Origin of the sequence: Streptomyces venezuelae ATCC 10712 (assembly GCF_008639165.1) — a bacterium.
Lineage (GTDB): Bacteria > Actinomycetota > Actinomycetes > Streptomycetales > Streptomycetaceae > Streptomyces > Streptomyces venezuelae.
On the sequence record NZ_CP029197.1, the window covers coordinates 2,345,039 to 2,366,808 of the forward strand.

Genomic DNA, 21,770 nt, shown 5'->3' on the forward strand with positions numbered 1-21,770 from the left:
GCCGTAGGCCGCGTCACACCGCTGCTCTGAAGCGGCGCAGGATCTCTTCGCCCGCCGCCACTCCGCGTTCCGCGAGGACGTCGAGGTGGGGGGCGGTCCAGTCGTTGTCGGCCAGTTCGCCGTGGCCCGGGCGCCAGGCCCGGTCCGCGGCGAGCAGCAGGTCGGCGTCGAGCAGGGAGTCGCCCGCGGCCAGGGTGAGCGTGGCGCCGGTGCGGCGGGCGACCTCGCGGACGGCGGCGCTCTTGGTGAGCGGCTTGGGGACCGCGTACACCTTGCGGCCCTGGAGGGAGACCGTCCAGCCGCGCTCGCCCGCCCAGGCACCGAAGCGCTCGGTCCACTCCTCGGGGAGCCGTTCCCGCTCGACGACGAGGTAGGCGAACAGGTCCTCGGCGACGCGGTGCTTGCGCACCCAGGACAGGTCGGTGGTGGCGGTGAGGTAGGCGCGGACCTCGGAGAGCGGCGCGCATTCGTCGTCGATGCGGCGCATCACCGAGGCGTGCCAGTCGGGATCGGAGACGCCGTCGACGAGGATGTGGCCGCCGTTGGCGCAGATCGCGTACGTGGGTGCGCGGCCGGGGAGTTGGATGCGCTGGTACTGCTTGCGCGTGCGGGTGGTGGTGGGGACGAAGACGGCTTCGTCGGTGAGCCGCGCGAGGAGTCCGGCGGCGTGCTCGGTCATGTAGGAGAGCGGCTTGGACTCGTGGATCTCGACGCAGAGCAGCCGGGGGGCGTGGGTGTCTGGCATGCCGAGGGCGAGGGCCGCGGACGAGTAGATGAGGGTGCGGTCGAGGTCGCTCGCGACCAGCACCGGAGCCGCGACAGGGGCAGCGGACGGGACGGGAGACCGTACGGGGGTCGGCTCCGGCGCCGGGACGGCAGACGGGTCGGGCGGCGGCACCGGGGCGGGGGTTGTCGTCGTGGTCACTGGGACACCACCGCCTTGCCGTCGGCGCCCGTCGCGCCCCTCGTGTACTGAGGGTGTATCAGTCCCACGCAGCTGTAAGGGAGTTCGTCGACCTCCTCGACCGGTACGCCGCGCTGCTCGGCGAGCAGCCGGACGTGGGCGAGGTCGGCGTCGGCGCCCCGCTTGGCGAGGATCTTCCAGGGGACGCGGCGGAGCAGGACGCGGGTGGTCTCGCCGACACCCGGCTTGACGAGGTTGACGTCGTGGATGCCGTACTCCTCGCTGATCCGCTCGACGGCGGCCCAGCCCTCCCAGGTGGGGGTGCGGTCGGCGGCCAGGAGGTTCTTGACGTCGGTGTCGACGGCCGCCGCGACCTCGTCGAAGCGGGCGGCCACGGCGTCGAGGAAGGTGTTCGACACGTCGGCGCCGGCCAGCTCGCGGTAGAACTTGCCGCCGTGGAAGTCGTTCGGGCCGACGAGGTCGGCGCGGAGGACGGTGCGGGAGATCAGGCCGGAGACCGTGGAGTTGAGGCACGCGGAGGGGATGAGGAAGTCCTCGCGGGTGCCGTAGGTGCGGACGCAGGAGCCGGGGTCGGCGAGGACGGCGATCTCCGGGTCGAAGCCCTTGACGCCCTCGGTGGCCTCGAACTCCTTGACGGCTTCGGCGAGTTCGCGGGTGATGGCGCCCTTGCCTGTCCAGCCGTCGACGAACACGACGTCGGCGGGGTCGTGGTGGGCGGCGAGCCAGCGCAGCGCGTTGGCGTCGATGCCGCGGCCGCGCACGATGGAGACGGCGTAGTGGGGCAGGTCGAGGCCGTGGCGGGCCTGCGCCCAGCGGCGCATGAGGACGCCGACGGGGGTGCCGGCGCGGGCGAGGGAGACGAGGACGGGGCGGTGGCCGGGCCGCTCGCGCTCGGCGAGGACGGTCTCGGTGACGGTGCCGACGGCGCGGGCGATCCGGGCGGCGGAGGTCTCGAGGGCCGCGTGGAACAGCTCCTGGTAGCGCGCGCTGGGCTGGTATTCGACGGGGAGCGATTCGGCGTAGTGGGCGCCGCCGCTCTGGATGGCTTCCTCGCGTTCCTCGGTGGGCGCCTCCAGCTCGACGTCCGAGAGGTCCTGGAGCAGCCAGCCGACCTCCTGGGGGGCGTACGAGGAGAAGGCGGGGCCGCGGAGGGGCTCGGGCAGCATGGAGCTCCTTTCGGGAGCTTCGGTGGGCGTGGTCGCGTAGGCCGGGGTGTACGAGGGGACGACGGCCAGGACGACGTGCGGGATGTGCGCGGCGAGCTGGGCGAGCAGGCCGTCCGGGGCGTGCAGGGCCGGGGTGTCGGCGGTGGAGTCGACGACGAGGACGACGGCGTCGAAGCCGGCGCCGGCCACGTTGTAGGCGTAGCGCTCGCCGGGGCCGTCGGCGGGGTCGTCGTGGGCGGGGAAGGCGAGCCGGGTGCGGATCGCGTAGCCGGGGTCGTCGACGGCGAGGACGGGCGAGCGGGTGGTGGTGGAGTACCGGACGTCGAGCCCGGCGTCCTCCAGGGCGGTGCCGAGTCGCAGGGGCGCGTACATCAGTTCCTCGAAGCCGAGGACGAGGGGGCGGGTGGCGCCGTCGAGCTCTCGTGCGACGCGGTCGGCGAGGGCGGGCAGGGCGGCTTCGAGGATTTCCCGGTGCTCGGGGGTGAAGCCGTGCCGGCCGCCGTCGGGCAGCCCGTCGGGCCAGTCGAGTGCGATGCGTACGGGGGTGGGGCCGGTCGCGGGGGCGGGCCGGTAGGCCGTGTCGTGCGCGGCGACCAGTGCCTGCCCCTTCTCCAGTACGCCGTCCGGGAGCCGTACGGTCCCGGCGGCGCCGGATATCAGGTCGACGCGGGCGCCTATCTCGTCCGCGAAGGCGTCCAGGCGGCCGAGGTCGGCGGCCGAGCGCATGTCGACGAGGGCGACGACGACGTAGTGGTCGCGCGGGTAGCGCTCGTGCAGGGCGCGGACGGTGTTGAGGACGGTGTTGCCGGTGGAGAACTCGTCGTCGACGAGGACCAGCGGGCCGTGGCCGGCGAGGAGTTTGGGGTCCTCGGGGAGGAGCAGGTGCGAGGTGGCGTGGGAGTGGGACTCCTCGAAGCCGCCGGCGCGGGCGACGCCGGCCACCGGCCGCCGGGTGGAGTGGAGGTAGGGGGCGAGGCCGAGGCCGTCGGCGACGGCGTGGCCCAGGGCGGTGGCGGTCTCGGCGTACCCGAGGACGACCGCGCGGGCGGTCTCCTCGTCGCCGAGGAGGGCCCGGACGCGCCGGCCGAGGTCGAGGCCGGAGCCGTACACCACGGACGGCCGCTGGGGCACGTGCTTGCCGAGCACGCTGGAGACCAGCAGGTGCGCGCGTTTGGGGTTGCGGCGCAGTGCGAGGCCCAACAGGGCCGGTAGCGCCTCGTCGCCGATCAGTTCGACGCCCAGTCGCTCCGCGACCCACGTTCCGGTCCACACCACGTCGTCGACGTCCCTTCGTCAGCCGGCAAGTCCGGCGGTGAGCAGATCCACGAAGCCGACGTCCTCCTTGGCGACGCCGAAGAGTTCGGCGCGTAGGAGGGTGCGTTCGGCCCACGCGCGATGCGGCTTCACTTCGTTCATCTTGTTCGTGTAGGCGGAGCGGAGGACCCCGCCGCCGCCCTGGTCGGGCCGCAGGATGTCCTGGGCGTCGCTCCATTCCTCGTGGCTGACCACGGAGAGGGCGTGCACCGGCACCACGTGGGTGGGGTGGATGCAGGTCTTGCCGAGGAGGCCGTTGGCGCGGTCGAGTTCGATCTCGCGCAGCAGGCCGTCAAGGTCGTGCTCGATGAGCGCGGTGCGCAGGTCTTCGGCGCGGCCTTCGAGGAAGGGGCTGCGGCGCAGCTGGGGTTTGAACATGCGCTCGCCGGGGCGGAAGTACTCCCAGACGGGTCCGGTGACGGTGAAGCCGGTGCCGTCGGAGCGGCCGAGGACGTTGACGACGTCGGCGATGACGTGGGCGACGATCTTGACGTCGTAGGCGGTCATGTCGGGTGAGCGGCGCAGTCCGTACGCGGAGCAGAAGTCGGTGACGCCGAGGCGGAGGGCGAGGACGCGGTCGCGGTGTTTCTCGGTGATCGCGGCGATGCCGGCGAGGGTCTCGGCCCGGGTCTCCAGGTGGAGGAGTTCGGGGGATTCCAGGACGGGCATGGCGAAGAGGCGCCGGCCGCTGGTGCGCTCGGCCTGGGTGAGCGCTTCGAGGAAGGCGTGGCCGCGGGTCTCGGTGAATTTGGGGAGTACGAATCCGGACAGCAGGCGGACCGTTTCTCCGAGCCGGTCGACGAGCTCGGTGATCTGGCGCGGTTCGCGGACCCTGATGAAGAGCAGGGGCAGGTCGGTGGTGGTGTCCGTGGCGGTGTCGGCGTCCGTCACGGTCCCGGCGGCGAGGTCGGCGAACTGGTGGACGAGGTTGTCCTCGCCCGCCTCGACGTCGGCGTCGCTGATGGAGTCCTCCAGGCAGAGCACCATGGAGACCACTCCACGGGCTGCCTGCTTGCGCACGTCGTCGGCGAGCCGGGGCCGGGTGGCCGGGCTGTAGAGCGTGGCTCCGAGGGCCGTGGCGAGCGTGCGCGCGGGCGAATCTGCCGTGAACACGACCGGTTCCCGATGGAACAGGCCGGCCCGTGTCACGGACGGGATGTGCCCGAAATGACGCATATAAGTCCCCCGTCTACCTCTCTGGACCCTGACGACATGTGGCCGGTAATAGTACGTAGGTGCGGGTGTCCTCAGTTCCCTTCGCGTATGAAATTCAGGTAACTCGTCAGCATCCGTCGTGTCGGCCCGGTATAGGTACTGCCCCCGCGTTGTCCGCGGGTCGGGCGGGAGGGCAGGATGACGGTCATGACGCACGCGATGCTGAAGGGCTCCAACGTCCCTCTCGACACCGCGGCCGTACGGGCCGTGCTCCGCTGGACCCCGGGCTCCGGGGTCCCCGACGTGGACGCCTCGGCCCTGCTCCTCGGGCCCTCCGGCCGGGTGCGGTCCGACGAGGACTTCGTCTTCTACAACCAGCCGCGCCACCCTTCGGGCCTGGTGCGACGGCTGCCGAAGAAGCGTGACTCCCAGGGTCTCACGGACACCGTGGAAGCCGACCTCGGCAGCCTGGACGTCTCGGTCGACCGGGTCGTGATCGCGGCCTCCTCCGACGGCGGCACCTTCCGCTCCGTCTCCGACCTGCGGATCCTGCTGTACGACGCCACGGCCGGGCCCGACGCCGAGCCGCTGGCGCTGTTCTCCGTGACGGCGGAGACGGGCGAGGAGACGGCGGTCATCTGCGGCGAGCTGTACCGGCGCGGGGACGGCTGGAAGTTCCGCGCCGTGGGCCAGGGCTACCCGACCGGCCTGGTCGGCCTCGCCACCGACTTCGGCATCTCGGTCGACGAGGACGCGCAGGAGGCCCAGGAGGCACGGGAGGCGCGGGAGACCCCTGGCCAGGCCCGGGAAGCGGGCGAGGGGGCCCGGAGCGGCCCCGGGAGCTTCCCCGAGGCCCCCGGTGGCCGGGGCACCGCCGGCGACGACCTGGAGGCCACCACGGCCCTCCCCGCGCCCGCTCCCGGCCCGGACCTCGACCTGACCGTCGCCCACGCCCCCGTACCCGGCCCCGTGCCGCCGCAGCCGACCATGCCGCCGCCCATGCCCGACCGCGCGCCCGCCTACGGATACCCGCAGGGGGCGGCCGGCGGGCCGCAGGGCCCGGGGGGAGCGCCGGTGAACCACGCGGCCCCCGCGTACGGCTATCCGCAGCCGGTCACCGGGCCCGAGCAGAACCCGGCGCCGGAGTTCCGGATGCCTCCCATGGGCCCCCAGTTCGTCCGGTCCTGACGTCCCCGACGGCCTCCGGCCCGTGGGCAACGGCTACGCCTTGGTCTTGTAGCCGCGCCCCCACTGGAGGCCCCAGCCGTACAGCCGGTCCAGTTCGGCCTGGAAGCCGTACACGAAGCGCACCTCGCGGCGGACCGTCAGCTCGCCCTTGGCGTTCTCCACGGAGAACACCGCGCAGGACCGGGCCTGCGGGGCGCGCTCGTCCAGCTCGATCTCGATCCGGGGGCCGTTGCTCGGGTAGAGCGTGATCTTGGCGTGCGTACGGTCGAAGGCCGGCGTCTGGTCGTAGATGTACACGAAGAACAGCAGCCGCTTGATCTCGTCCTTGTGGTCCAGATTGACGAAGATCGTCTCCCCGGAGGAGCCGCCGAAGCGGTCGTCGCCGCTGAGCTTCACGTACGGCGCGGCGTTCAGGTCGCCGAAGAAGCCGCCGAGCGGCTGCACCACGCCCTTGCTGCCGTCGGCCAGCTCGTAGAGGCAGCCCAGGTCCAGGTCGACGTTGACCATGCCCTGGGTGTGCGCCTGCACGACCTCGGGCTTGAAGAGCTGGGAGGGGTTGCGCAGCAGCCGCCCGCTCTGGCGGGAGCGGCCCTCGAGGTCGGAGGTGCGCATCCGCCAGGAGAGGTTCACCCGGAGGTTGCCGGTGGCGGCGCCCTGCTTGGTGAGCGAGACCGACGGGCGCCGTCTCGTCAGGTCGATCGAGTTCGACGCGGCGCTGCCCGAGTCGAACTGTGCCGCCCTCCCCGGAAACAGGTTGTCCCAGAAGGCCATGGCTCCTTCACCCCCACTGCTCGCGACCCCACCGGCCACCGGCGTCCGATCGCCGGTGCCGCACACATGCCTGCGGGGCGGCCGGGTGCACCGGCCGCCCCGCAGAGAGCGTTCCTCATTGCCGGGGGTGTCACACCCCGGACGGCACCTCGGTCTTCTCGTCCGAGCCGGATCCGCCCCCGGCCGCCGCGATCCGCTTGTTGCGGCGGACGGAGGACCAGAAGGACCAGGCGATCAGGATGACGCCGATCGAGCCGGTGATGACCTCGGGGATCTCGTACTGGATGGTGACCAGGAGCAGCACGGCGAGGGCGCCGATGGCGTAGTGGGCGCCGTGCTCCAGGTAGACGTAGTCGTCGAGGGTGCCCTGGCGGACCAGGTAGACCGTCAGCGAACGGACGTACATGGCACCGACGCCGAGGCCCAGCGCCATCAGGACGATGTCGTTGGTGACGGCGAAGGCGCCGATGACACCGTCGAAGGAGAAGGAGGCGTCGAGGACCTCCAGGTAGAGGAACATGAAGAAGGCGGCCTTGCCCGCGAGCTGGACCGCGGTGACCTTCTTGCCGCTGCGCTTGGCCGCTTCCTCGGCCTCGTGCTCGCGCTCCTCTTCCTCCTCCAGCTTGTTCTCGAAGTAGCCGGAGAGACCGCCGACGACGAGGTACGTGATGAGGCCGGCGATGCCGGAGATCAGGACGGTCTGCGCCTTGTCGACGTGCGTGCCGCCGTGCTGGTGGGCGTGGGTCGCGAAGGTCATGGCGCTGACGAGCAGGACGATGAGGGCGATGCAGACCGACAGCATGTCGACCTTGCCGAGCTTGGCCAGCGGGCGCTCGATCCAGCGCAGCCACTGGATGTCACGGTCCTCGAAGATGAAGTCGAGGAAGATCATCAGCAGGAACATGCCACCGAAGGCGGCGATCGACGGGTGCGCGTCGGTCACCAGCTCCTGGTAGCGGTCGGCGTCGTTGAGCGCCAGGTCGACGGCCTCGATCGGGCCGATCTTGGCACTGATCGCCACGATCACGACAGGGAAGACGAGGCGCATGCCGAAGACGGCGATGAGCACACCGATCGTGAGGAAGATCTTCTGCCAGAAGGCATTCATCTTCTGCAGGATTCCGGCGTTGACCACCGCGTTGTCGAAGGACAGCGAGATCTCGAGGACGCAGAGGATCGCGACGATCCCGAACGCCTCCCACCCCCCGTAGAGCACTGCTGCGACCAGACCGAGCGCAGTGATCGCGAACGACCAGCCGAAGGTTTTCAGAACCACTGTCTACCCCATCGTGAAATTACATGGCTTTACGAAACGTTGACCCCGAAGTCTAGAGCGATGCCCCGGAGCCCGGACGCGTACCCCTGACCGACCGCCCGGAACTTCCATTCGCCGTTGTAGCGGTAGAGCTCGCCGAAGATCATCGCGGTCTCCGTGGAGGCGTCCTCGGAGAGGTCGTAGCGGGCGAGCTCCTGGCCGTCGAGCTGGTTCACGACGCGGATGAACGCGTTGCTGACCTGGCCGAAGCTCTGGCCCCGGTTGTCGGCGTCATGGATCGACACCGGGAAGACGATCTTGTCGCAGTGGGCCGGCACCTTGGAGAGGTCCACGATCAGGGACTCGTCGTCCCCGTCACCCTCGCCGGTGAGGTTGTCGCCGGTGTGTTCGACCGAGCCCTCGGGGCTGCGCAGCTGGTTGTAGAAGACGAAGTACTCGTCGCCGAGCACCCGTCCGGCCTGGCACAGCAGCGCGCTGGCGTCGAGGTCGAAGGGGGCTCCGGTGGTGGAGCGCGCGTCCCAGCCGAGCCCGACGAGGACCTGGGTGAGGTTGGGTGCGGCCTTGGAGAGGGAGACATTGCCTCCCTTGGCGAGCGTGACGCCCATGTTTCGTTTCCTCCCCGGTGGTGATGAGGCACGTCCGGCGCCGCACGGTGTGCGGCGCCGGACGGTTCGAACGGATCGGCTCAGACGTTGACGCCGAAGTCCTGCGCGATGCCGCGCAGGCCCGAGGCGTAGCCCTGGCCGACGGCGCGGAACTTCCACTCGTCGCCGTTGCGGTACAGCTCGCCGAAGACCATGGCGGTCTCGGTCGAGGCGTCCTCGGAGAGGTCGTAACGGGCGATCTCGGCGCCGCCGGCCTGGTTCACGACGCGGATGAACGCGTTGCGCACCTGGCCGAAGGACTGCTGGCGGTTCTCGGCGTCGTAGATCGACACCGGGAAGACGATCTTGGCGACGTCGGCCGGCACGGTGGCCAGGCTGACCTTGACCTGCTCGTCGTCACCCTCGCCCTCGCCGGTGAGGTTGTCACCGGTGTGCTCGACGGACCCGTCGGCGCTCTTCAGGTTGTTGAAGAACACGAAGTCCTGGTCGTTGCGGACCTTGCCCTCCGCGCTCACCAGGATGGCGCTGGCGTCGAGGTCGAAGTCCGTACCGGTGGTGGTGCGGACGTCCCAGCCCAGACCGACGGTCACGGCGGTGAGGCCAGGGGCCTCCTTGGTCAGCGAGACGTTGCCGCCCTTGCTGAGGCTGACTCCCACGAGTCCCTCCATGTGGTTTCCAGGGGCAGCGCCCCCAGTCGTGCGTTGGCATCGGATCAACGAGTGGATCCTAGTGACGGGTTCCCGCTCGAAACAGTCGATTCGCCCGGTGAATCCAGGTGTCGGGCCGCCCGGGCCCTGATCGGGCCCCGGCCGGGCGGGTCAGAGGGCGTCGAGCGCCTTGACGTACGCGCCGAGGTCACGGGCGTCCGGCAGGGCGTTGACGACGGTCCAGCGGACCACGCCCGCCTTGTCGATGATGAAGGTGCCGCGCACCGCGCAGCCCTTCTCCTCGTCGAACACACCGTAGGCACGGGAGGCCTCGCCGTGCTTCCAGAAGTCGGAGAGCAGCGGGAACTCCAGGGACTCCTGCTCGGCGAAGACGCGCAGGGTGTGGATGGAGTCGTTGGAGACCGCGAGGAGCTGGGTGTCGTCGTTGACGAAGACCGGGAGGTTGTCGCGCAGCTCGCCGAGCTCGCCCGCGCAGACACCCGTGAAGGCGAAGGGGTAGAAGAGCAGCACCACGTTCTTCTCGCCGCGGAAGTCGGAGAGCCGGACGGTGCGCCCGTGGTTGTCCTTGAGCTCGAAATCCGGGGCCTCGGTGCCGACCTCGATCGCCATCGCGTACGCGTCCCTTCGACGGGGCCCTGACCTTGGGCCGAACCGGTGAGTCCCACCCTACGGCCTGCGCACGAAAGCCCCCGCCGACGATCCGGCGGGGGCTTCTCGCAGCGTGGTGATCAGCGCTTGGGGGCGGTCAGGCGGGTGCCCGTCCAGTCCTTGGCGACGCTGATGCTCTTGGTCTGGGAGAGACCAGCTGTCTGCGCGGCATCGTTGATGTCGCTCGGCTCGATGTAGCCGTCGCGGCCGGTCTTCGGCGTCAGCAGCCAGATGGTGCCGCCGTCCTCCAGAAGACCGATGGCGTCCACCAGGGCGTCGGTGAGATCGCCGTCCTCGTCGCGGAACCAGAGCACGACGGCGTCGGCGACGTCGTCGTAGTCCTCGTCCACGAGCTCGGCCCCGATGATGGACTCGATGCCTTCACGGAGATCATGGTCGACGTCGTCGTCGTAGCCGATCTCCTGGACCACCTGTCCGGGCTCGAACCCCAGCCTGCCGGCCGGGTTGGTCCGCTCCTCCGCGTGGTCCGCGGTCGCGCTCACGGCTTGCCTCCTGCTCATTCGGTAAATGCTGTGGGCCGCGCGTATGCGCGCGGCGCTGGCCGTAGTCCACACGTGCCGGGGCGGATCGCGCAAGTACCCGGCCGTGGAGACCGCCGAAACGGTGACGTTTGGGGCCGTCTCGCCGCAACTTCCGGCGCCGGGGACTGTCGCTCCGTGATCAGGCACACATGATTCATCCCTTTTTGATGACTTCTGCGGTTTCAGTCTGCCGAACGCCCGGACGAAACGCATGCGCGGGTTGGGCGTAAGGTTGCGATTTGAGCACACCCGAGGCGTACCCACCGCGTGCCCGCCGCGTCCCCCGACCCGTGGAGGACACCGCCGGGGGTTACCCCTCGGTAAATGTGACGTCTGGCGCAGGCGGGGTACACGATGGACATCCCGACCACTTCGTGGCCCCGTGGGCACCCCCGAACAGCGAAGGAAGAGCGTGGCTCCCGGATCCGATCGCAACCCGATCATCATTGGCGGCCTTCCCAGCCAGGTCCCGGATTTTGACCCGGAAGAGACCCAGGAATGGCTCGACTCCCTCGACGCGGCCGTGGACGAGCGGGGCCGTGAGCGGGCCCGCTACCTCATGCTCCGGCTCATCGAGCGGGCCCGCGAGAAGCGCGTGGCCGTGCCCGAGATGCGCAGCACGGACTACGTCAACACCATCGCCACCAAGGACGAGCCCTTCTTCCCCGGCAACGAGGAGATCGAGCGCAAGGTCCTCAACGCCACCCGGTGGAACGCGGCCGTGATGGTCTCGCGCGCCCAGCGCCCGGGCATCGGCGTCGGCGGCCACATCGCGACCTTCGCCTCCTCCGCCTCGCTGTACGACGTCGGCTTCAACCACTTCTTCCGGGGCAAGGACGAGGGCGACGGCGGCGACCAGATCTTCTTCCAGGGGCACGCCTCCCCCGGCATCTACGCCCGCGCCTACCTCCTGGACCGGCTGAACGACCGTCAGCTCGACGGCTTCCGCCAGGAGAAGTCGAAGTACCCCGACGGGCTCTCGTCGTACCCGCACCCGCGGCTGATGCCGGACTTCTGGGAGTTCCCGACCGTGTCGATGGGTCTCGGCCCGCTCGGCGCGATCTACCAGGCCCGGATGAACCGGTACATGGAGGCGCGCGGCATCGCCGACACCTCCAAGTCGCACGTCTGGGCGTTCCTCGGCGACGGCGAGATGGACGAGGTCGAGTCGCTCGGCCAGCTCTCCATCGCCGCCCGCGAGGGCCTGGACAACCTCACGTTCGTCGTCAACTGCAACCTCCAGCGCCTCGACGGCCCGGTGCGCGGCAACGGCAAGATCATCCAGGAGCTGGAGTCGATCTTCCGGGGCAACGGCTGGAACGTCATCAAGCTGATCTGGGACCGCTCCTGGGACCCGCTGCTCGCGCAGGACCGCGACGGCATCCTGGTCAACAAGCTGAACACCACCCCGGACGGCCAGTTCCAGACGTACGCCACGGAGACCGGCGGCTACATCCGCGAGCACTTCTTCGGCGACGACCACCGGCTGCGGGCGATGGTCGAGGGCATGACCGACCAGCAGGTCCTGCACCTGGGCCGCGGCGGCCACGACCACAAGAAGATCTACGCGGCGTACGCGGCGGCCAAGGCCCACGCGGGCCAGCCGACCGTGATCCTCGCCCAGACCGTCAAGGGCTGGACGCTCGGCCCGAACTTCGAGGGCCGCAACGCGACCCACCAGATGAAGAAGCTGACGGTCGACGACCTCAAGCGCTTCCGCGACCGGCTGCACATCCCGGTGACCGACCGGCAGCTGGAGGACGGCCTGCCGCCGTACTACCACCCGGGCCGGAACTCCGAGGAGATCCAGTACATGCACGACCGCCGCAAGGCGCTGGGCGGGTACGTCCCGACCCGGGTCGTGCGGGCGAAGCCGCTGGTCCTGCCCGACGACAAGACCTACGCGGCCGCCAAGAAGGGCTCCGGGCACCAGTCGATCGCCACCACCATGGCCTTCGTCCGCATCCTGAAGGACCTCATGCGGGACAAGGAGATCGGCAAGCGCTTCGTGCTGATCGCCCCCGACGAGTACCGCACCTTCGGCATGGACGCCTTCTTCCCGAGCGCCAAGATCTACAACCCGCTGGGCCAGCAGTACGAGGCGGTGGACCGCGAACTCCTGCTCGCCTACAAGGAGTCGCCGACCGGCCAGATGCTGCACGACGGCATCTCCGAGGCCGGCTGCACGGCCTCGCTGATCGCCGCCGGTTCGGCGTACGCCACGCACGGCGAGCCGCTGATCCCGGTGTACGTCTTCTACTCGATGTTCGGTTTCCAGCGGACCGGCGACCAGTTCTGGCAGATGGCCGACCAGCTGGCCCGCGGCTTCGTGCTCGGCGCCACCGCCGGCCGTACGACGCTGACCGGCGAGGGCCTCCAGCACGCGGACGGCCACTCCCAGCTGCTGGCCTCGACCAACCCGGCCTGCATCGCCTACGACCCGGCGTTCGGCTTCGAGATCGCGCACATCGTCAAGGACGGCCTGCGCCGCATGTACGGCGCCCAGGCCGAGGACGTCTTCTACTACCTCACCGTCTACAACGAGCCGATCCAGCACCCGGCCGAGCCCGAGAACGTGGACGTCGAGGGCATCCTCCAGGGCATCCACCGCTTCCGGCCCGCCGAGGCCGGCACGATCCCGGCGCAGATCATGGCCTCCGGCGTGGCCGTGCCGTGGGCGATCGAGGCGCAGCGGATCCTCGCCGAGGAGTGGAACGTCCGGGCCGACGTCTGGTCCGCGACCTCCTGGACCGAGCTGCGCCGCGAGGCCGTGGCCGTGGAGGAGCACAACCTGCTCCACCCGGACGAGGAGCAGCGCGTCCCGTACGTGACGCGCAAGCTCCAGGGCGCCGAGGGCCCGTTCGTGGCGGTCTCGGACTGGATGCGCTCGGTGCCGGACCAGATCTCCCGCTGGGTGCCGGGGACCTACACCTCGCTCGGCGCGGACGGCTTCGGCTTCGCGGACACCCGGGGCGCCGCCCGCCGCTACTTCCACATCGACGCCCCGTCGATCGTGCTCGCCGTGCTGACCGAGCTCGCCCGCGAGGGCAAGATCGAGCGCTCGGCCCTGAAGCAGGCCGTGGACCGCTACCAGCTCCTCGACGTGGCCGCCGCCGATCCCGGCCCGGCGGGCGGCGACGCCTGATCCGGCGCCGCGCGGGCGACTGCCCGGTGACCGTCACGTAGCACGGAGCGCCTGGTGAGGGGCGGTGGGACCGTGGTCCTGCCGCCCTTCGGCGTTCTCTACGATTCCTCGCATGAAGGCTCGCCGGGAACGCTGGGAAGAACGCACGCAGGCACCGCTGCTGGTGCTGGCCGTGGCGTTCGGCGTCGCGTACGCCGTGCCGATCGTGGCTCCCGGCGCCGCCCCCTGGGTGCACCGGCTGTGCACCCATGCCGAGTGGGCGGTCTGGGGGGCCTTCGCCCTCGACTATCTGGTCCGGTTGGTGCTCGCTCCGGCCCGCTGGTCCTTCGTCCGCTCCCATCCCCTCGATCTGCTCGCGGTCCTGCTGCCGATGGTGCAGCCGCTGCGGCTGCTGCGGGTCGTCTCCACGCTCCTCCTGGTGGGCCGGCGGGCCCGGATGGCGCCGCAGATAACGCTCACCACCTATGTGGCGGGCGCGGTCGTCGGGCTGATGATGTTCGGCTCGCTGGCCGTGCTGCACGTCGAGCGGGACGCGCCGAACGGCAACATCAAGACGCTGGGGGACGCGGTCTGGTGGTCGTTCACCACGATGACCACGGTCGGCTACGGCGACCACGCCCCCACCACGGGGCTCGGCCGGGTCCTCGCGGTGGGGCTGATGCTCTCGGGCATCGCCCTGCTGGGTGTCGTCACCGCGAACATCGCGGCCTGGTTCATCTCCCGGTTCGACCGGGACGACGCGGTGGAGCGCCGCCAGACCGAGCTCCTGGAGGCGCTGACCCAGGAGGTCCGCGAACTGCGCGCGGAGGTGGCCCGGCTGTCGGCCCCGGCGGGGCCTCCCGCGCCGCAGGCCGAGGACGTCTCCGTACCCCACGACCCTCAGGGCGTGCCCGTACCCCACGACCCCCAGGGCGTGCCCGTGCCCCACGAGCCCCAGGACGTGCCCGCGCCTACCGCTCCCAGAGCTTGAACGCTCTGACCTCGTAGGGCGTCTGCGGCACCCAGGTGCCCTTCCCCGGGTAGGTCTCGAACTCCCCCGTCTCCGCGCACTCCGCCGACTGGTAGGTCGTCACCGGCCGTCCCGTGCGGTTGGCGAGGGACTGCGCCGAGGTGCCCGGCGGCAGTGCGACGCAGCTGTCGAGCTCCGTCGTGGCCAGTTCGTGGCTCTGTGTCCGGCCCTTGAAGTCGGGCTTGGACCAGAGGCAGAGCCGCCCCGGCCCGCAGGCCCCGAGTGTCGTGGCGGACGGCGCCGCCCCGGCCGCCGGGGCCGCGAGAAGGGCGGTCAGGACGGCCGCGACGGCAAGCGTGATCTTCGTATACATGCTGATGAACCCCCATGTCGTCACTCTCCGTAATCAAAAGCATGGCGGAGGTCACCCCACGACGGAAGAGGGGCCGCCCCCGTTCACGCGAACGGGTGACGGCCCCTTACGGGAACCCCGAGGGGCTCCCGAGAGACGTCCGAGCGGGCGTCAGATGTGACCGCCCATGCCGCCGCCCGCCTCCGCGTTCGCACCGCGCTTGGTGAGCGTGGCGACGAGCGCCGCGACGACGGCCACGGCACCGGCGACGGTGAAGGCCAGGCCCATGCCGTCGAGGAAGGTGTCGTGGATGACGCCGGTGATCTGCTGGAAGAGGTCGGGGGTCATCCCCGGCGCCTGGGCCAGCTCCGGCGGCGCCATGCCGAACTCGGCGGCCTGCTCCAGCTGCGGGTTGACCGGGGCCGGGATTCCGGCCTCCTTCCAGTTGCCCTCGAAGGCGTCCGCGACCTTGGAGGACATGACCGCGCCGAGCACCGCCGTACCGAGCGCGCCGCCGACCTGCATCGCGGCCTGCTGCAGACCGCCGGCCACGCCGGAGAGCTCCAGCGGCGCGTTGCCGACGATGACCTCGGTGGCGCCGACCATGACCGGGGCGAGGCCGAGGCCCAGCAGGGCGAACCAGAGGGACATGACGAAGGTGCCCGTGCCGGCGGAGAGCGTGATCATGCCGAACATCGCGACGGCCGTGCAGACCATGCCGCCGACCAGCGGGACCCGCGGGCCGAACTTGGTGATCAGCGCGCCCGCCAGCGGCGAGGAGACGATCATCATCGCGGTCAGCGGCAGCAGGTGCAGACCGCTGTCGACCGGGCTGAGACCCTTCACGCCCTGGAGGTAGAAGGTCACGAAGAAGAGGCCGCCCATGAAGGCGAAGGCCATCAGGACCATCAGCACCACACCGGCCGAGAGCGGCACGGAGCGGAACATGGCCAGCGGGATGAGCGGCTCCTTGACCTTGGTCTCCCAGAAGGCGAAGACGGCGAAGAGCAGCACCGCGCCGAGCAGACAGCCCCAGGTCTTGCCGCTGGACCAGCCCCAGGACTCGCCGGCCTTGATGAGGCTCCAGACGAGGGAGGCCATGGCGCCGGAGAGCAGCAGGATGCCGAGGACGTCGAAGGAGCGCGGCGCGTTCTCCGCGCGGTGGTCCTTGAGGATGACCAGGCCGAGGGCGAGCGCGACGACGCCCACCGGCACGTTGATGAAGAAGACGGACTGCCAGCTGACGTGCTCGACGAGCAGGCCGCCGACGATCGGGCCGCCGGCCGTGGAGGCGCCGATGACCATGCCCCAGATGCCGATGGCCATGTTCAGCTTCTCGGCGGGGAAGGTGGCGCGCAGCAGGCCGAGCGCGGCCGGCATCAGCAGGGCGCCGAAGAGGCCCTGGAGGACGCGGAAGGCGATCACGGCGCCGATGGAGCTGGAGAGGCCGATGGCGCCGGAGGCCAGGGCGAAGCCGGCGATGCCGATGAGGAAGGTCTGCCGGTGGCCGAAGCGGTCACCGAGCTTGCCGGCGGTGATCAGCGCGACGGCGAGCGCGAGCAGATAGCCGTTGGTGATCCACTGGACCTGGGCGAGGGAGGCGCCGAGGTCGGTCTTGATGGCGGGGTTGGCGATGGCGACGATGGTGCCGTCGAGGGCGACCATCATCACGCCGATAGCCACGCCGAACAGGGTGAACCACGGGTGGCCGCGCAGTCCCTTCGCCGGGACCGGTGCGGGTTCCCGGGCGTCCCCCTGACCCTGCGGGGCCTTTTCCACGGTGGTCTGACTAGTCATGAGAACGAGGCTAGTGACAGTCACTGACAATTGACAAAGCGATTCACACGTCGGTAACTGTCACGTAGCTCACAGGTAGGCTGAGCTGGACGAAATGCCTGAAAAGAGGACGCTGACGTGACCGTGCCCGGCCTGCGCGAGCGCAAGAAGCAACGCACGCGCGACGAGCTGACCCGGGTCGCCCTGCAGCTCTTCACCACCCAGGGATACGAGCGGACGACCGTCGACGAGATCGTCGACGCCGTCGAGGTCTCCCAGCGCACCTTCTTCCGGTACTTCTCCTCCAAGGAGGAAGTCGCCTTCGCCGTCCAGCACATGGTGGAGGAGCGCTTCGTCGAGGCGCTGCGGGTGCGGCCGCCGGACGAGGGCCCGTTCGACGCGATGCGCAACGCCGTGCTCTGCGCCTGGGACACCATCGGCGACGCCATCACCGAGGTCGTACCGGTCGAGCTGTATCTGCGCACCTTCCAGATGATCGAGTCGACGCCCGCGCTGCTCGCCGTCCATCTGCGCCGCTCCACCGAGATGGAGGAGATCATCGCCGGGATCATCGCCGGGCGCGAGGGCCTCGACGTCGACGCGGACCCGCGCCCCCGGATCGCCGTGGCGGCCTTCAGCGGTGTGATGCGCGTGACAGGCCAGCTCTGGGGCCGGGGCACGGATCAGAGCCTGGAGGCCATCCGGGGCCTGACCGAGGAGTACCTCGACCACCTCGGCCCGGCCCTCGCGCCCCGCTGGCGCGACCGGTCCTGAGCCCCCGCGCGGCCGGGGCGTTCACCCGCGCCCCGTAGGGTGTCCGCCCTATGACCTCCGTCGACGCCACCTCCCCCCTGCTCGTCGTCGTGCGCACCCTGCTGGCGCTCGCCGTCGTGTTCGTGCTGCTCGCGACCACCGGGTGGACGACGATCAAGCACCGGCCCGTGCCCGGCCCGTCCCGTGAGGCGGCCCTCGCCGCCTGGGCGCGCGACCGGACCGAGCACGGCCCGCTGCCCGCCCCCGGCAGCCCCGCCGCCCGCGTCGCCGCGTTCTTCGCGCGGCTCGGGCACGCGCGCGCGGTCGCGCTCGCCGAGCGGCACCCGCTCGTCGTCGGCAACCTCGACGGCGCCCCGGTCGCCCTGCGCTACCGCGCCAACCGGATCACCCTCGACCGGGCGCTCGCCGCCGAAGGCGGCCGGGTCGACGACCCCCGGCTCTCCGACGAGGGCCGGCACGAGGCGCGGCGCCGGCTCGACCGCTTCGCCTCCATGCTGCGGCCCGGGCGGCAGATCCTCTCCTTCGACCCCACCGGTACGGGGCGGGCGGCCGAGGTCCTGGGCGACCTGGAGCACGCGGAACGCGTCTCGGTGGTCGTGCCCGGCGTCGACACCAATCTGCTCACCTTCCAGAAGACCCACGGCCGGTACGGGGCTCCCGCCGGCATGGCCGAGGCCCTGTACGCCGAGGAGCGGCGTGCCTCCCCCGGCGCCCGGTCGGCGGTGATCGCCTGGGCCGACTACACCGCGCCCGCCGGCGTCGGCGTCGACGCGATGACGGGCCGGCTCGCCGAGAACGGCGCCGCCCGGCTCGTACGGCTGACGGAGGCGCTGCCCGGGCACGCGCGCGTGGCGCTGTTCTGCCACAGCTACGGCTCCGTGGTGTGCGGGGTGGCCGCGCCGCGGCTGCCCGCCCGGGTGACGGACCTCGCGGTGGCGGGGAGCCCCGGCATGCGGGTGGAGCGGGCGGCCGAGCTCGGCACCCGCGCGCGCGTGTGGGCGATGCGGGACGCCGACGACTGGATCGCGGACGTGCCGCATCTGGAGGTGGGCGGTGTCGGGCACGGCGCCGACCCGGTGGCCCGGGAGTTCGGGGCGCGGCTGCTCTCGGCGCGGGGCGCGGTCGGCCACAGCGGCTATTTCGCGCCGGGGACCGAGAGCCTCGGCAACTTCGCCGCGATAGGCGTCGGCGCGTACGGCGATGTCGTCTGCGCACGTGCCGACAGCGCTTGCCACGACGGAATATCCGGCGCGGAAGGGTCCTGACGCGCGTAGATCACGCGATTTCAGGACCTTTCACAGGGGCGACGCGCGGGCACGCGCCGCTTACGATGAGGCGCATGGGTGATGTGCTGGCCGGAATTCATGCCACCTGGGAGTTCGAGAGCGACGCCCTCGTCATCCGCTTCGACCGGGGGAACCGTGCGCCGAGGCTCTTCGGTGTGCTGCGCGAACGTCGAGTACCGCACGAGGCGCTGGCGTCCGTGACGCTCACGCCCGGCAAGCGGGGCACCGTCGTGCTGCACGCCGTGCCGAGACCGGGCGCCGATCCCCTGATGGAGGCGGCGGCGGGACAGCTCGCGGAGGGCTGCGATCCGTACCGCCTGGTGCTCCCGGCGGACCGGGAGACGCTCGCCGAGTACTACCGGGACGAACTGCGGACGGCCCTCGGGCTGCGGAGCCCGTACGCCGAGGACCCCTCGGAGGGCCTGGACGTGACGCCCGCCGACCGTTTCCTGGTGGCGGCGCCGTCGGGTCCGCAGTCCTTCAAGGCGTACGACGGGAAGGCGAGCTTCGACGGACAGTCGGAGGTCTCGTTCCGCTGGTCCTGGACGGGTGCGTCCTCCGAGAAGTGGAAGGCGGGTGACCAGTTCTTCCAGGTACGGGACCTCCGGGCGGTCGAATGGCGCTCGCCGGACGTCCTCGACGGGCATCTGCGTCTGGTGCCCCGGGGTGGTGAACCGCGGGCCGCGCAGCCCGACCGGGACCCGGCGTCCGTCCTCTTCGGCCTCGGGTACGGGCCGGTGCACCTGTCCCTCCCCTTCGCGGCCGCGGTTCTCGCGGCGATCAGGACCACGGACCGCGTGCCCGCCCGGACCGCCGCCGCTCCCGGCGCCGTCGCCGAAAGGATTCGGCACCTGGGTGAACTGCACCAGGCGGGGCTGGTGACGGACGAGGAGTTCTCGGCGAAGAAGGCGGAGCTCCTGGCGGAGCTTTAGGAGGCGGGGCCCCGGAGACCCCGCCTCATACCCAAGTATCAGGGCCGAGCCCGGTCCCCGGTATGACGTCGGTGGCGGGGCCCGCTGCCTACCCTGGGCGGGTCATGGCTACCGAACCGCGGCACGAGCCGCCCACCCCCACCCTCCGACAGCTCAGCACCCGGACACGCGAGATGTTCCAGGGGCTCGGGACCGCGCTCACCACGCCCACCACCCCGGGCGCGCCCCTCCTCGGCGACGCGTCCTCCCGGTGGGTGCGCCTCCTGCCGTACGGCATCGCCCTCGCGTTCGTCGCCTCGCTGCTCCCCACCACGGTCAATCTCCTTGCCACCGACTACGGGGTCAACGGAGCGCTCGCGGGGGCCATCGGCACCGCCCAGACCGCGCCGCTGCTGCTCGCCGTCAACCGGCCGCTCCAGGCCTGGTGGGTCATCTTCACCGCCGACGTGCTCGGCGCGGTCGTGCTGCTCGGCGCCGACGGGGACCAGGCCCGGCTCTGGCCGTGGCCCCCGACGGTCGTCGTCGGCTACTGCGCGCTGATGATCGCGCTCGGTCTGCGCGAGTCCCGCCGGGCGCTGTTCGGGGTCTGGCTGGCGACCGGTGTCGCCGGGTACGCCCTGGACGTCGTCCGGCCCGCCGGAAGCACCAGCGTCCACACCCTGCTCGTCGTCCTCAGCGGAGTGCTGCCCCTCCTCACCTCGGCGGTACGCGCGCGGGGCGACGCCCAGCGGCGGCTCGTCGAGCAGGAGACCATCAGCGAGGCCGAGCGGTCCCGGCGCACGCTCCTGGAGGAGCGGGCCAGGATCGCCCGCGAGCTGCACGACGTGGTGGCCCACCACATGTCCGTGATCACGGTGCAGGCCGATTCCGCCCCTTACCGCATCCCCGGACTCCCGGACGCGGCCCGCGAGGAGTTCGGCTCGATCGCGACGAGCGCCCGGGAGTCGCTGGCCGAGATGCGGCGGCTGCTGGCCGTGCTGCGCAGTGACGGCACCGAGGGCGAGCGGGCCCCGCAGCCGGGGCTGGACCGGCTGCAGCAGCTGGTCGAGGCGACGGTACGGGCCGGGGTGCCGGCCGAGCTGCGGCTCGCCGCCGATCTCGGGGACGTACCGCAGGCGGTGGACCTGTCGGCGTACCGGATCGTGCAGGAGGCCCTCGCGAACGTCGTCCGGCACGCGCCGGGGGCGTCGACCCGGGTGTCGGTCCGGGCGGACGGCGGCTGGCTGACCGTCCTCGTCGTCAACGGGCCCTCCGCGGAGGCGGGTTCCCAGGTGGAGCGCGGCGCCTCCGGCACCGGGCACGGGCTCGTCGGGATGCGGGAGCGCGTACGGTTGACGGGCGGCTCGCTCGACACCGGGCCGCTGCCGGACGGCGGCTTCCGGGTCGCCGCGCGGCTGCCGCTGACGGCGGACCCGATGCCGGCCGTGCCCCTGCCCGCGGCCCCGGCCGCCCCGCCCCCGACCACCGAGGAATCCGAGTGACCATCCGCGTGATCATCGTCGACGACCAGGCCATGGTGCGGGCCGGTTTCGCCGCCCTGCTCGCCGCCCAGCCGGACATCGACGTGGTGGGCGAGGCCCCGGACGGGCGGCAGGGTGTCGACGTGGCGCGCGCGGCGCACCCGGACGTGGTCCTCATGGACGTCCGGATGCCCGAGCTGGACGGCCTCGCCGCCGCGCGGGAGCTCCTCCACCCGCCCGTCGGGGTCACCCACCGGCCGAAGGTGCTCATGCTGACCACCTTCGACGTGGACGACTACGTGTACGAGGCGCTGCGCGCCGGGGCGTCCGGATTCCTCCTGAAGGACGCGCCGCCCGCGGACCTGATCTCGGCGGTGCGGGTGGTGGCGGCGGGCGAGGCGCTGCTCGCCCCGTCGGTGACGCGCCGGCTCATCGCCGATTTCGCCGCCTCCCGGCCGGCTCCGCGCAAGGACACCACGGCGCTGCGCCTGAACGGGCTCACCCCGCGTGAGACCGAGGTACTGGAGCTGATCGCCCGCGGTCTTTCGAACCAGGAGATCGCGGACCATCTGGTGCTCGCCGAGCAGACCGTGAAGACCCACATCGGCCGGGTCCTGGCCAAGCTGGACCTGCGCGACCGGGCGCAGGCGGTGGTCTTCGCGTACGAGTCGGGCCTGGTGACCCCGGGCGCGTCCTGACGCCCGGGTAGCTGTCCCCCGGGGGAAAACCCCACCCCCCGCCTGGTGTTGCCTGCTCCTCCACCCCCTACCCCGGTATCGGGCGGGAGTTGGCTCCCCGGTGTGACGTGCCGTCACCCGTCGTCTTCCTACCTTCCTCT

Annotated in this window: 19 protein-coding genes; 8 read left to right on the top strand and 11 right to left on the bottom strand. The window is 71.3% G+C overall.

The features are described from left to right. Positions 1-13: 13 nt before the first annotated feature. The 3 genes from DEJ43_RS10770 to DEJ43_RS10780 form a co-directional block, all read right to left on the bottom strand. A complete protein-coding gene (locus tag DEJ43_RS10770) occupies positions 14-808 on the bottom strand; it encodes an HAD family hydrolase (RefSeq protein WP_041662344.1) in 795 nt (264 codons plus the stop codon). A 113-nt stretch (positions 809-921) separates the two neighbouring features. Continuing rightward, positions 922-3,366 (bottom strand): phosphoribosyltransferase, encoded by a 2,445-nt coding sequence (locus DEJ43_RS10775; RefSeq protein WP_015033380.1) that lies wholly within the window; start codon positions 3,364-3,366, stop codon positions 922-924. Between the two features lie 18 nt (positions 3,367-3,384). Continuing rightward, entirely contained in the window at positions 3,385-4,581 is a 1,197-nt protein-coding gene (locus DEJ43_RS10780) for an HpcH/HpaI aldolase/citrate lyase family protein (protein WP_015033381.1), read from the bottom strand. 177 nt (positions 4,582-4,758) lie between these two features. Here DEJ43_RS10780 and DEJ43_RS10785 point away from each other — a divergent pair, with 177 nt between their 5' ends. Continuing rightward, positions 4,759-5,748, top strand: coding sequence for a TerD family protein (locus DEJ43_RS10785; RefSeq protein WP_015033382.1), 990 nt, complete (start codon positions 4,759-4,761; stop codon positions 5,746-5,748). A 33-nt stretch (positions 5,749-5,781) separates the two neighbouring features. On the opposite strand, the gene DEJ43_RS10790 is transcribed toward DEJ43_RS10785, so the two are convergent. The 6 genes from DEJ43_RS10790 to DEJ43_RS10815 form a co-directional block, all read right to left on the bottom strand. Continuing rightward, on the bottom strand, positions 5,782-6,519 hold the full coding sequence (locus DEJ43_RS10790) for a TerD family protein (protein WP_015033383.1): 738 nt from the start codon (positions 6,517-6,519) through the stop codon (positions 5,782-5,784). Positions 6,520-6,649: 130 nt separating this feature from the next. Further along, complete coding sequence (locus DEJ43_RS10795) at positions 6,650-7,795, bottom strand: DUF475 domain-containing protein (RefSeq protein WP_015033384.1); 1,146 nt, start codon at positions 7,793-7,795, stop codon at positions 6,650-6,652. A 29-nt stretch (positions 7,796-7,824) separates the two neighbouring features. Then, positions 7,825-8,400: a TerD family protein gene (locus DEJ43_RS10800; RefSeq protein WP_015033385.1), complete on the bottom strand. Its 576-nt coding sequence runs from the start codon at positions 8,398-8,400 to the stop codon at positions 7,825-7,827. A gap of 80 nt (positions 8,401-8,480) precedes the next feature. After that, positions 8,481-9,056, bottom strand: coding sequence for a TerD family protein (locus DEJ43_RS10805; RefSeq protein ID WP_015033386.1), 576 nt, complete (start codon positions 9,054-9,056; stop codon positions 8,481-8,483). A 162-nt stretch (positions 9,057-9,218) separates the two neighbouring features. Then, on the bottom strand, positions 9,219-9,677 hold the full coding sequence (locus DEJ43_RS10810; protein ID WP_015033387.1) for a peroxiredoxin: 459 nt from the start codon (positions 9,675-9,677) through the stop codon (positions 9,219-9,221). A 119-nt stretch (positions 9,678-9,796) separates the two neighbouring features. After that, on the bottom strand, positions 9,797-10,219 hold the full coding sequence (locus DEJ43_RS10815) for a DUF3052 domain-containing protein (RefSeq protein ID WP_041662345.1): 423 nt from the start codon (positions 10,217-10,219) through the stop codon (positions 9,797-9,799). A gap of 451 nt (positions 10,220-10,670) precedes the next feature. On the opposite strand from DEJ43_RS10815, the gene aceE reads away from it, so the two are divergent. Further along, on the top strand, positions 10,671-13,403 hold the full coding sequence (aceE, locus tag DEJ43_RS10820; protein ID WP_015033389.1) for a pyruvate dehydrogenase (acetyl-transferring), homodimeric type: 2,733 nt from the start codon (positions 10,671-10,673) through the stop codon (positions 13,401-13,403). Between the two features lie 112 nt (positions 13,404-13,515). Then, positions 13,516-14,373 (top strand): potassium channel family protein, encoded by an 858-nt coding sequence (locus tag DEJ43_RS10825; protein ID WP_015033390.1) that lies wholly within the window; start codon positions 13,516-13,518, stop codon positions 14,371-14,373. Here the strand turns inward: DEJ43_RS10825 and DEJ43_RS10830 are convergent. Beyond that, positions 14,354-14,725, bottom strand: a complete 372-nt coding sequence (locus DEJ43_RS10830) for a peptidase inhibitor family I36 protein (protein ID WP_041662346.1) — start codon at positions 14,723-14,725, stop codon at positions 14,354-14,356. The two genes, DEJ43_RS10825 and DEJ43_RS10830, sit on opposite strands and share 20 nt — an antisense overlap. A 150-nt stretch (positions 14,726-14,875) precedes the next feature. Further along, entirely contained in the window at positions 14,876-16,501 is a 1,626-nt protein-coding gene (locus tag DEJ43_RS10835; protein ID WP_015033392.1) for an MFS transporter, read from the bottom strand. Between the two features lie 117 nt (positions 16,502-16,618). On the opposite strand from DEJ43_RS10835, the gene DEJ43_RS10840 reads away from it, so the two are divergent. From DEJ43_RS10840 to DEJ43_RS10860, 5 genes are all read left to right on the top strand, one after another. Then, a complete protein-coding gene (locus DEJ43_RS10840; protein ID WP_015033393.1) occupies positions 16,619-17,254 on the top strand; it encodes a TetR/AcrR family transcriptional regulator in 636 nt (211 codons plus the stop codon). Between the two features lie 50 nt (positions 17,255-17,304). Continuing rightward, complete coding sequence (locus tag DEJ43_RS10845; protein ID WP_015033394.1) at positions 17,305-18,519, top strand: alpha/beta hydrolase; 1,215 nt, start codon at positions 17,305-17,307, stop codon at positions 18,517-18,519. Positions 18,520-18,593: 74 nt separating this feature from the next. Further along, a complete protein-coding gene (locus tag DEJ43_RS10850) occupies positions 18,594-19,472 on the top strand; it encodes a DUF4429 domain-containing protein (RefSeq protein WP_041662347.1) in 879 nt (292 codons plus the stop codon). Between the two features lie 104 nt (positions 19,473-19,576). Beyond that, positions 19,577-20,953, top strand: a complete 1,377-nt coding sequence (locus tag DEJ43_RS10855; protein WP_041662348.1) for a sensor histidine kinase — start codon at positions 19,577-19,579, stop codon at positions 20,951-20,953. Then, positions 20,950-21,630 (top strand): response regulator, encoded by a 681-nt coding sequence (locus tag DEJ43_RS10860; RefSeq protein ID WP_015033397.1) that lies wholly within the window; start codon positions 20,950-20,952, stop codon positions 21,628-21,630. The genes DEJ43_RS10855 and DEJ43_RS10860 overlap by 4 nt, the downstream gene beginning before the upstream one ends. Positions 21,631-21,770: the final 140 nt, after the last annotated feature.

What these genes read in the sequence shown, in the direction of transcription:
- DEJ43_RS10830 (WP_041662346.1), bottom strand. Translation starts at nt 14,725, where the DNA reads ATGTATACGAAGATCACGCTTGCCGTCGCGGCCGTCCTGACCGCCCTT.
- DEJ43_RS10780 (WP_015033381.1), bottom strand. Translation starts at nt 4,581, where the DNA reads ATGCGTCATTTCGGGCACATCCCGTCCGTGACACGGGCCGGCCTGTTC.
- DEJ43_RS10835 (WP_015033392.1), bottom strand. Translation starts at nt 16,501, where the DNA reads ATGACTAGTCAGACCACCGTGGAAAAGGCCCCGCAGGGTCAGGGGGAC.
- DEJ43_RS10855 (WP_041662348.1), top strand. Translation starts at nt 19,577, where the DNA reads ATGGCTACCGAACCGCGGCACGAGCCGCCCACCCCCACCCTCCGACAG.
- DEJ43_RS10790 (WP_015033383.1), bottom strand. Translation starts at nt 6,519, where the DNA reads ATGGCCTTCTGGGACAACCTGTTTCCGGGGAGGGCGGCACAGTTCGAC.
- DEJ43_RS10825 (WP_015033390.1), top strand. Translation starts at nt 13,516, where the DNA reads ATGAAGGCTCGCCGGGAACGCTGGGAAGAACGCACGCAGGCACCGCTG.
- DEJ43_RS10845 (WP_015033394.1), top strand. Translation starts at nt 17,305, where the DNA reads ATGACCTCCGTCGACGCCACCTCCCCCCTGCTCGTCGTCGTGCGCACC.
- DEJ43_RS10850 (WP_041662347.1), top strand. Translation starts at nt 18,594, where the DNA reads ATGGGTGATGTGCTGGCCGGAATTCATGCCACCTGGGAGTTCGAGAGC.
- DEJ43_RS10810 (WP_015033387.1), bottom strand. Translation starts at nt 9,677, where the DNA reads ATGGCGATCGAGGTCGGCACCGAGGCCCCGGATTTCGAGCTCAAGGAC.
- DEJ43_RS10800 (WP_015033385.1), bottom strand. Translation starts at nt 8,400, where the DNA reads ATGGGCGTCACGCTCGCCAAGGGAGGCAATGTCTCCCTCTCCAAGGCC.
- DEJ43_RS10785 (WP_015033382.1), top strand. Translation starts at nt 4,759, where the DNA reads ATGACGGTCATGACGCACGCGATGCTGAAGGGCTCCAACGTCCCTCTC.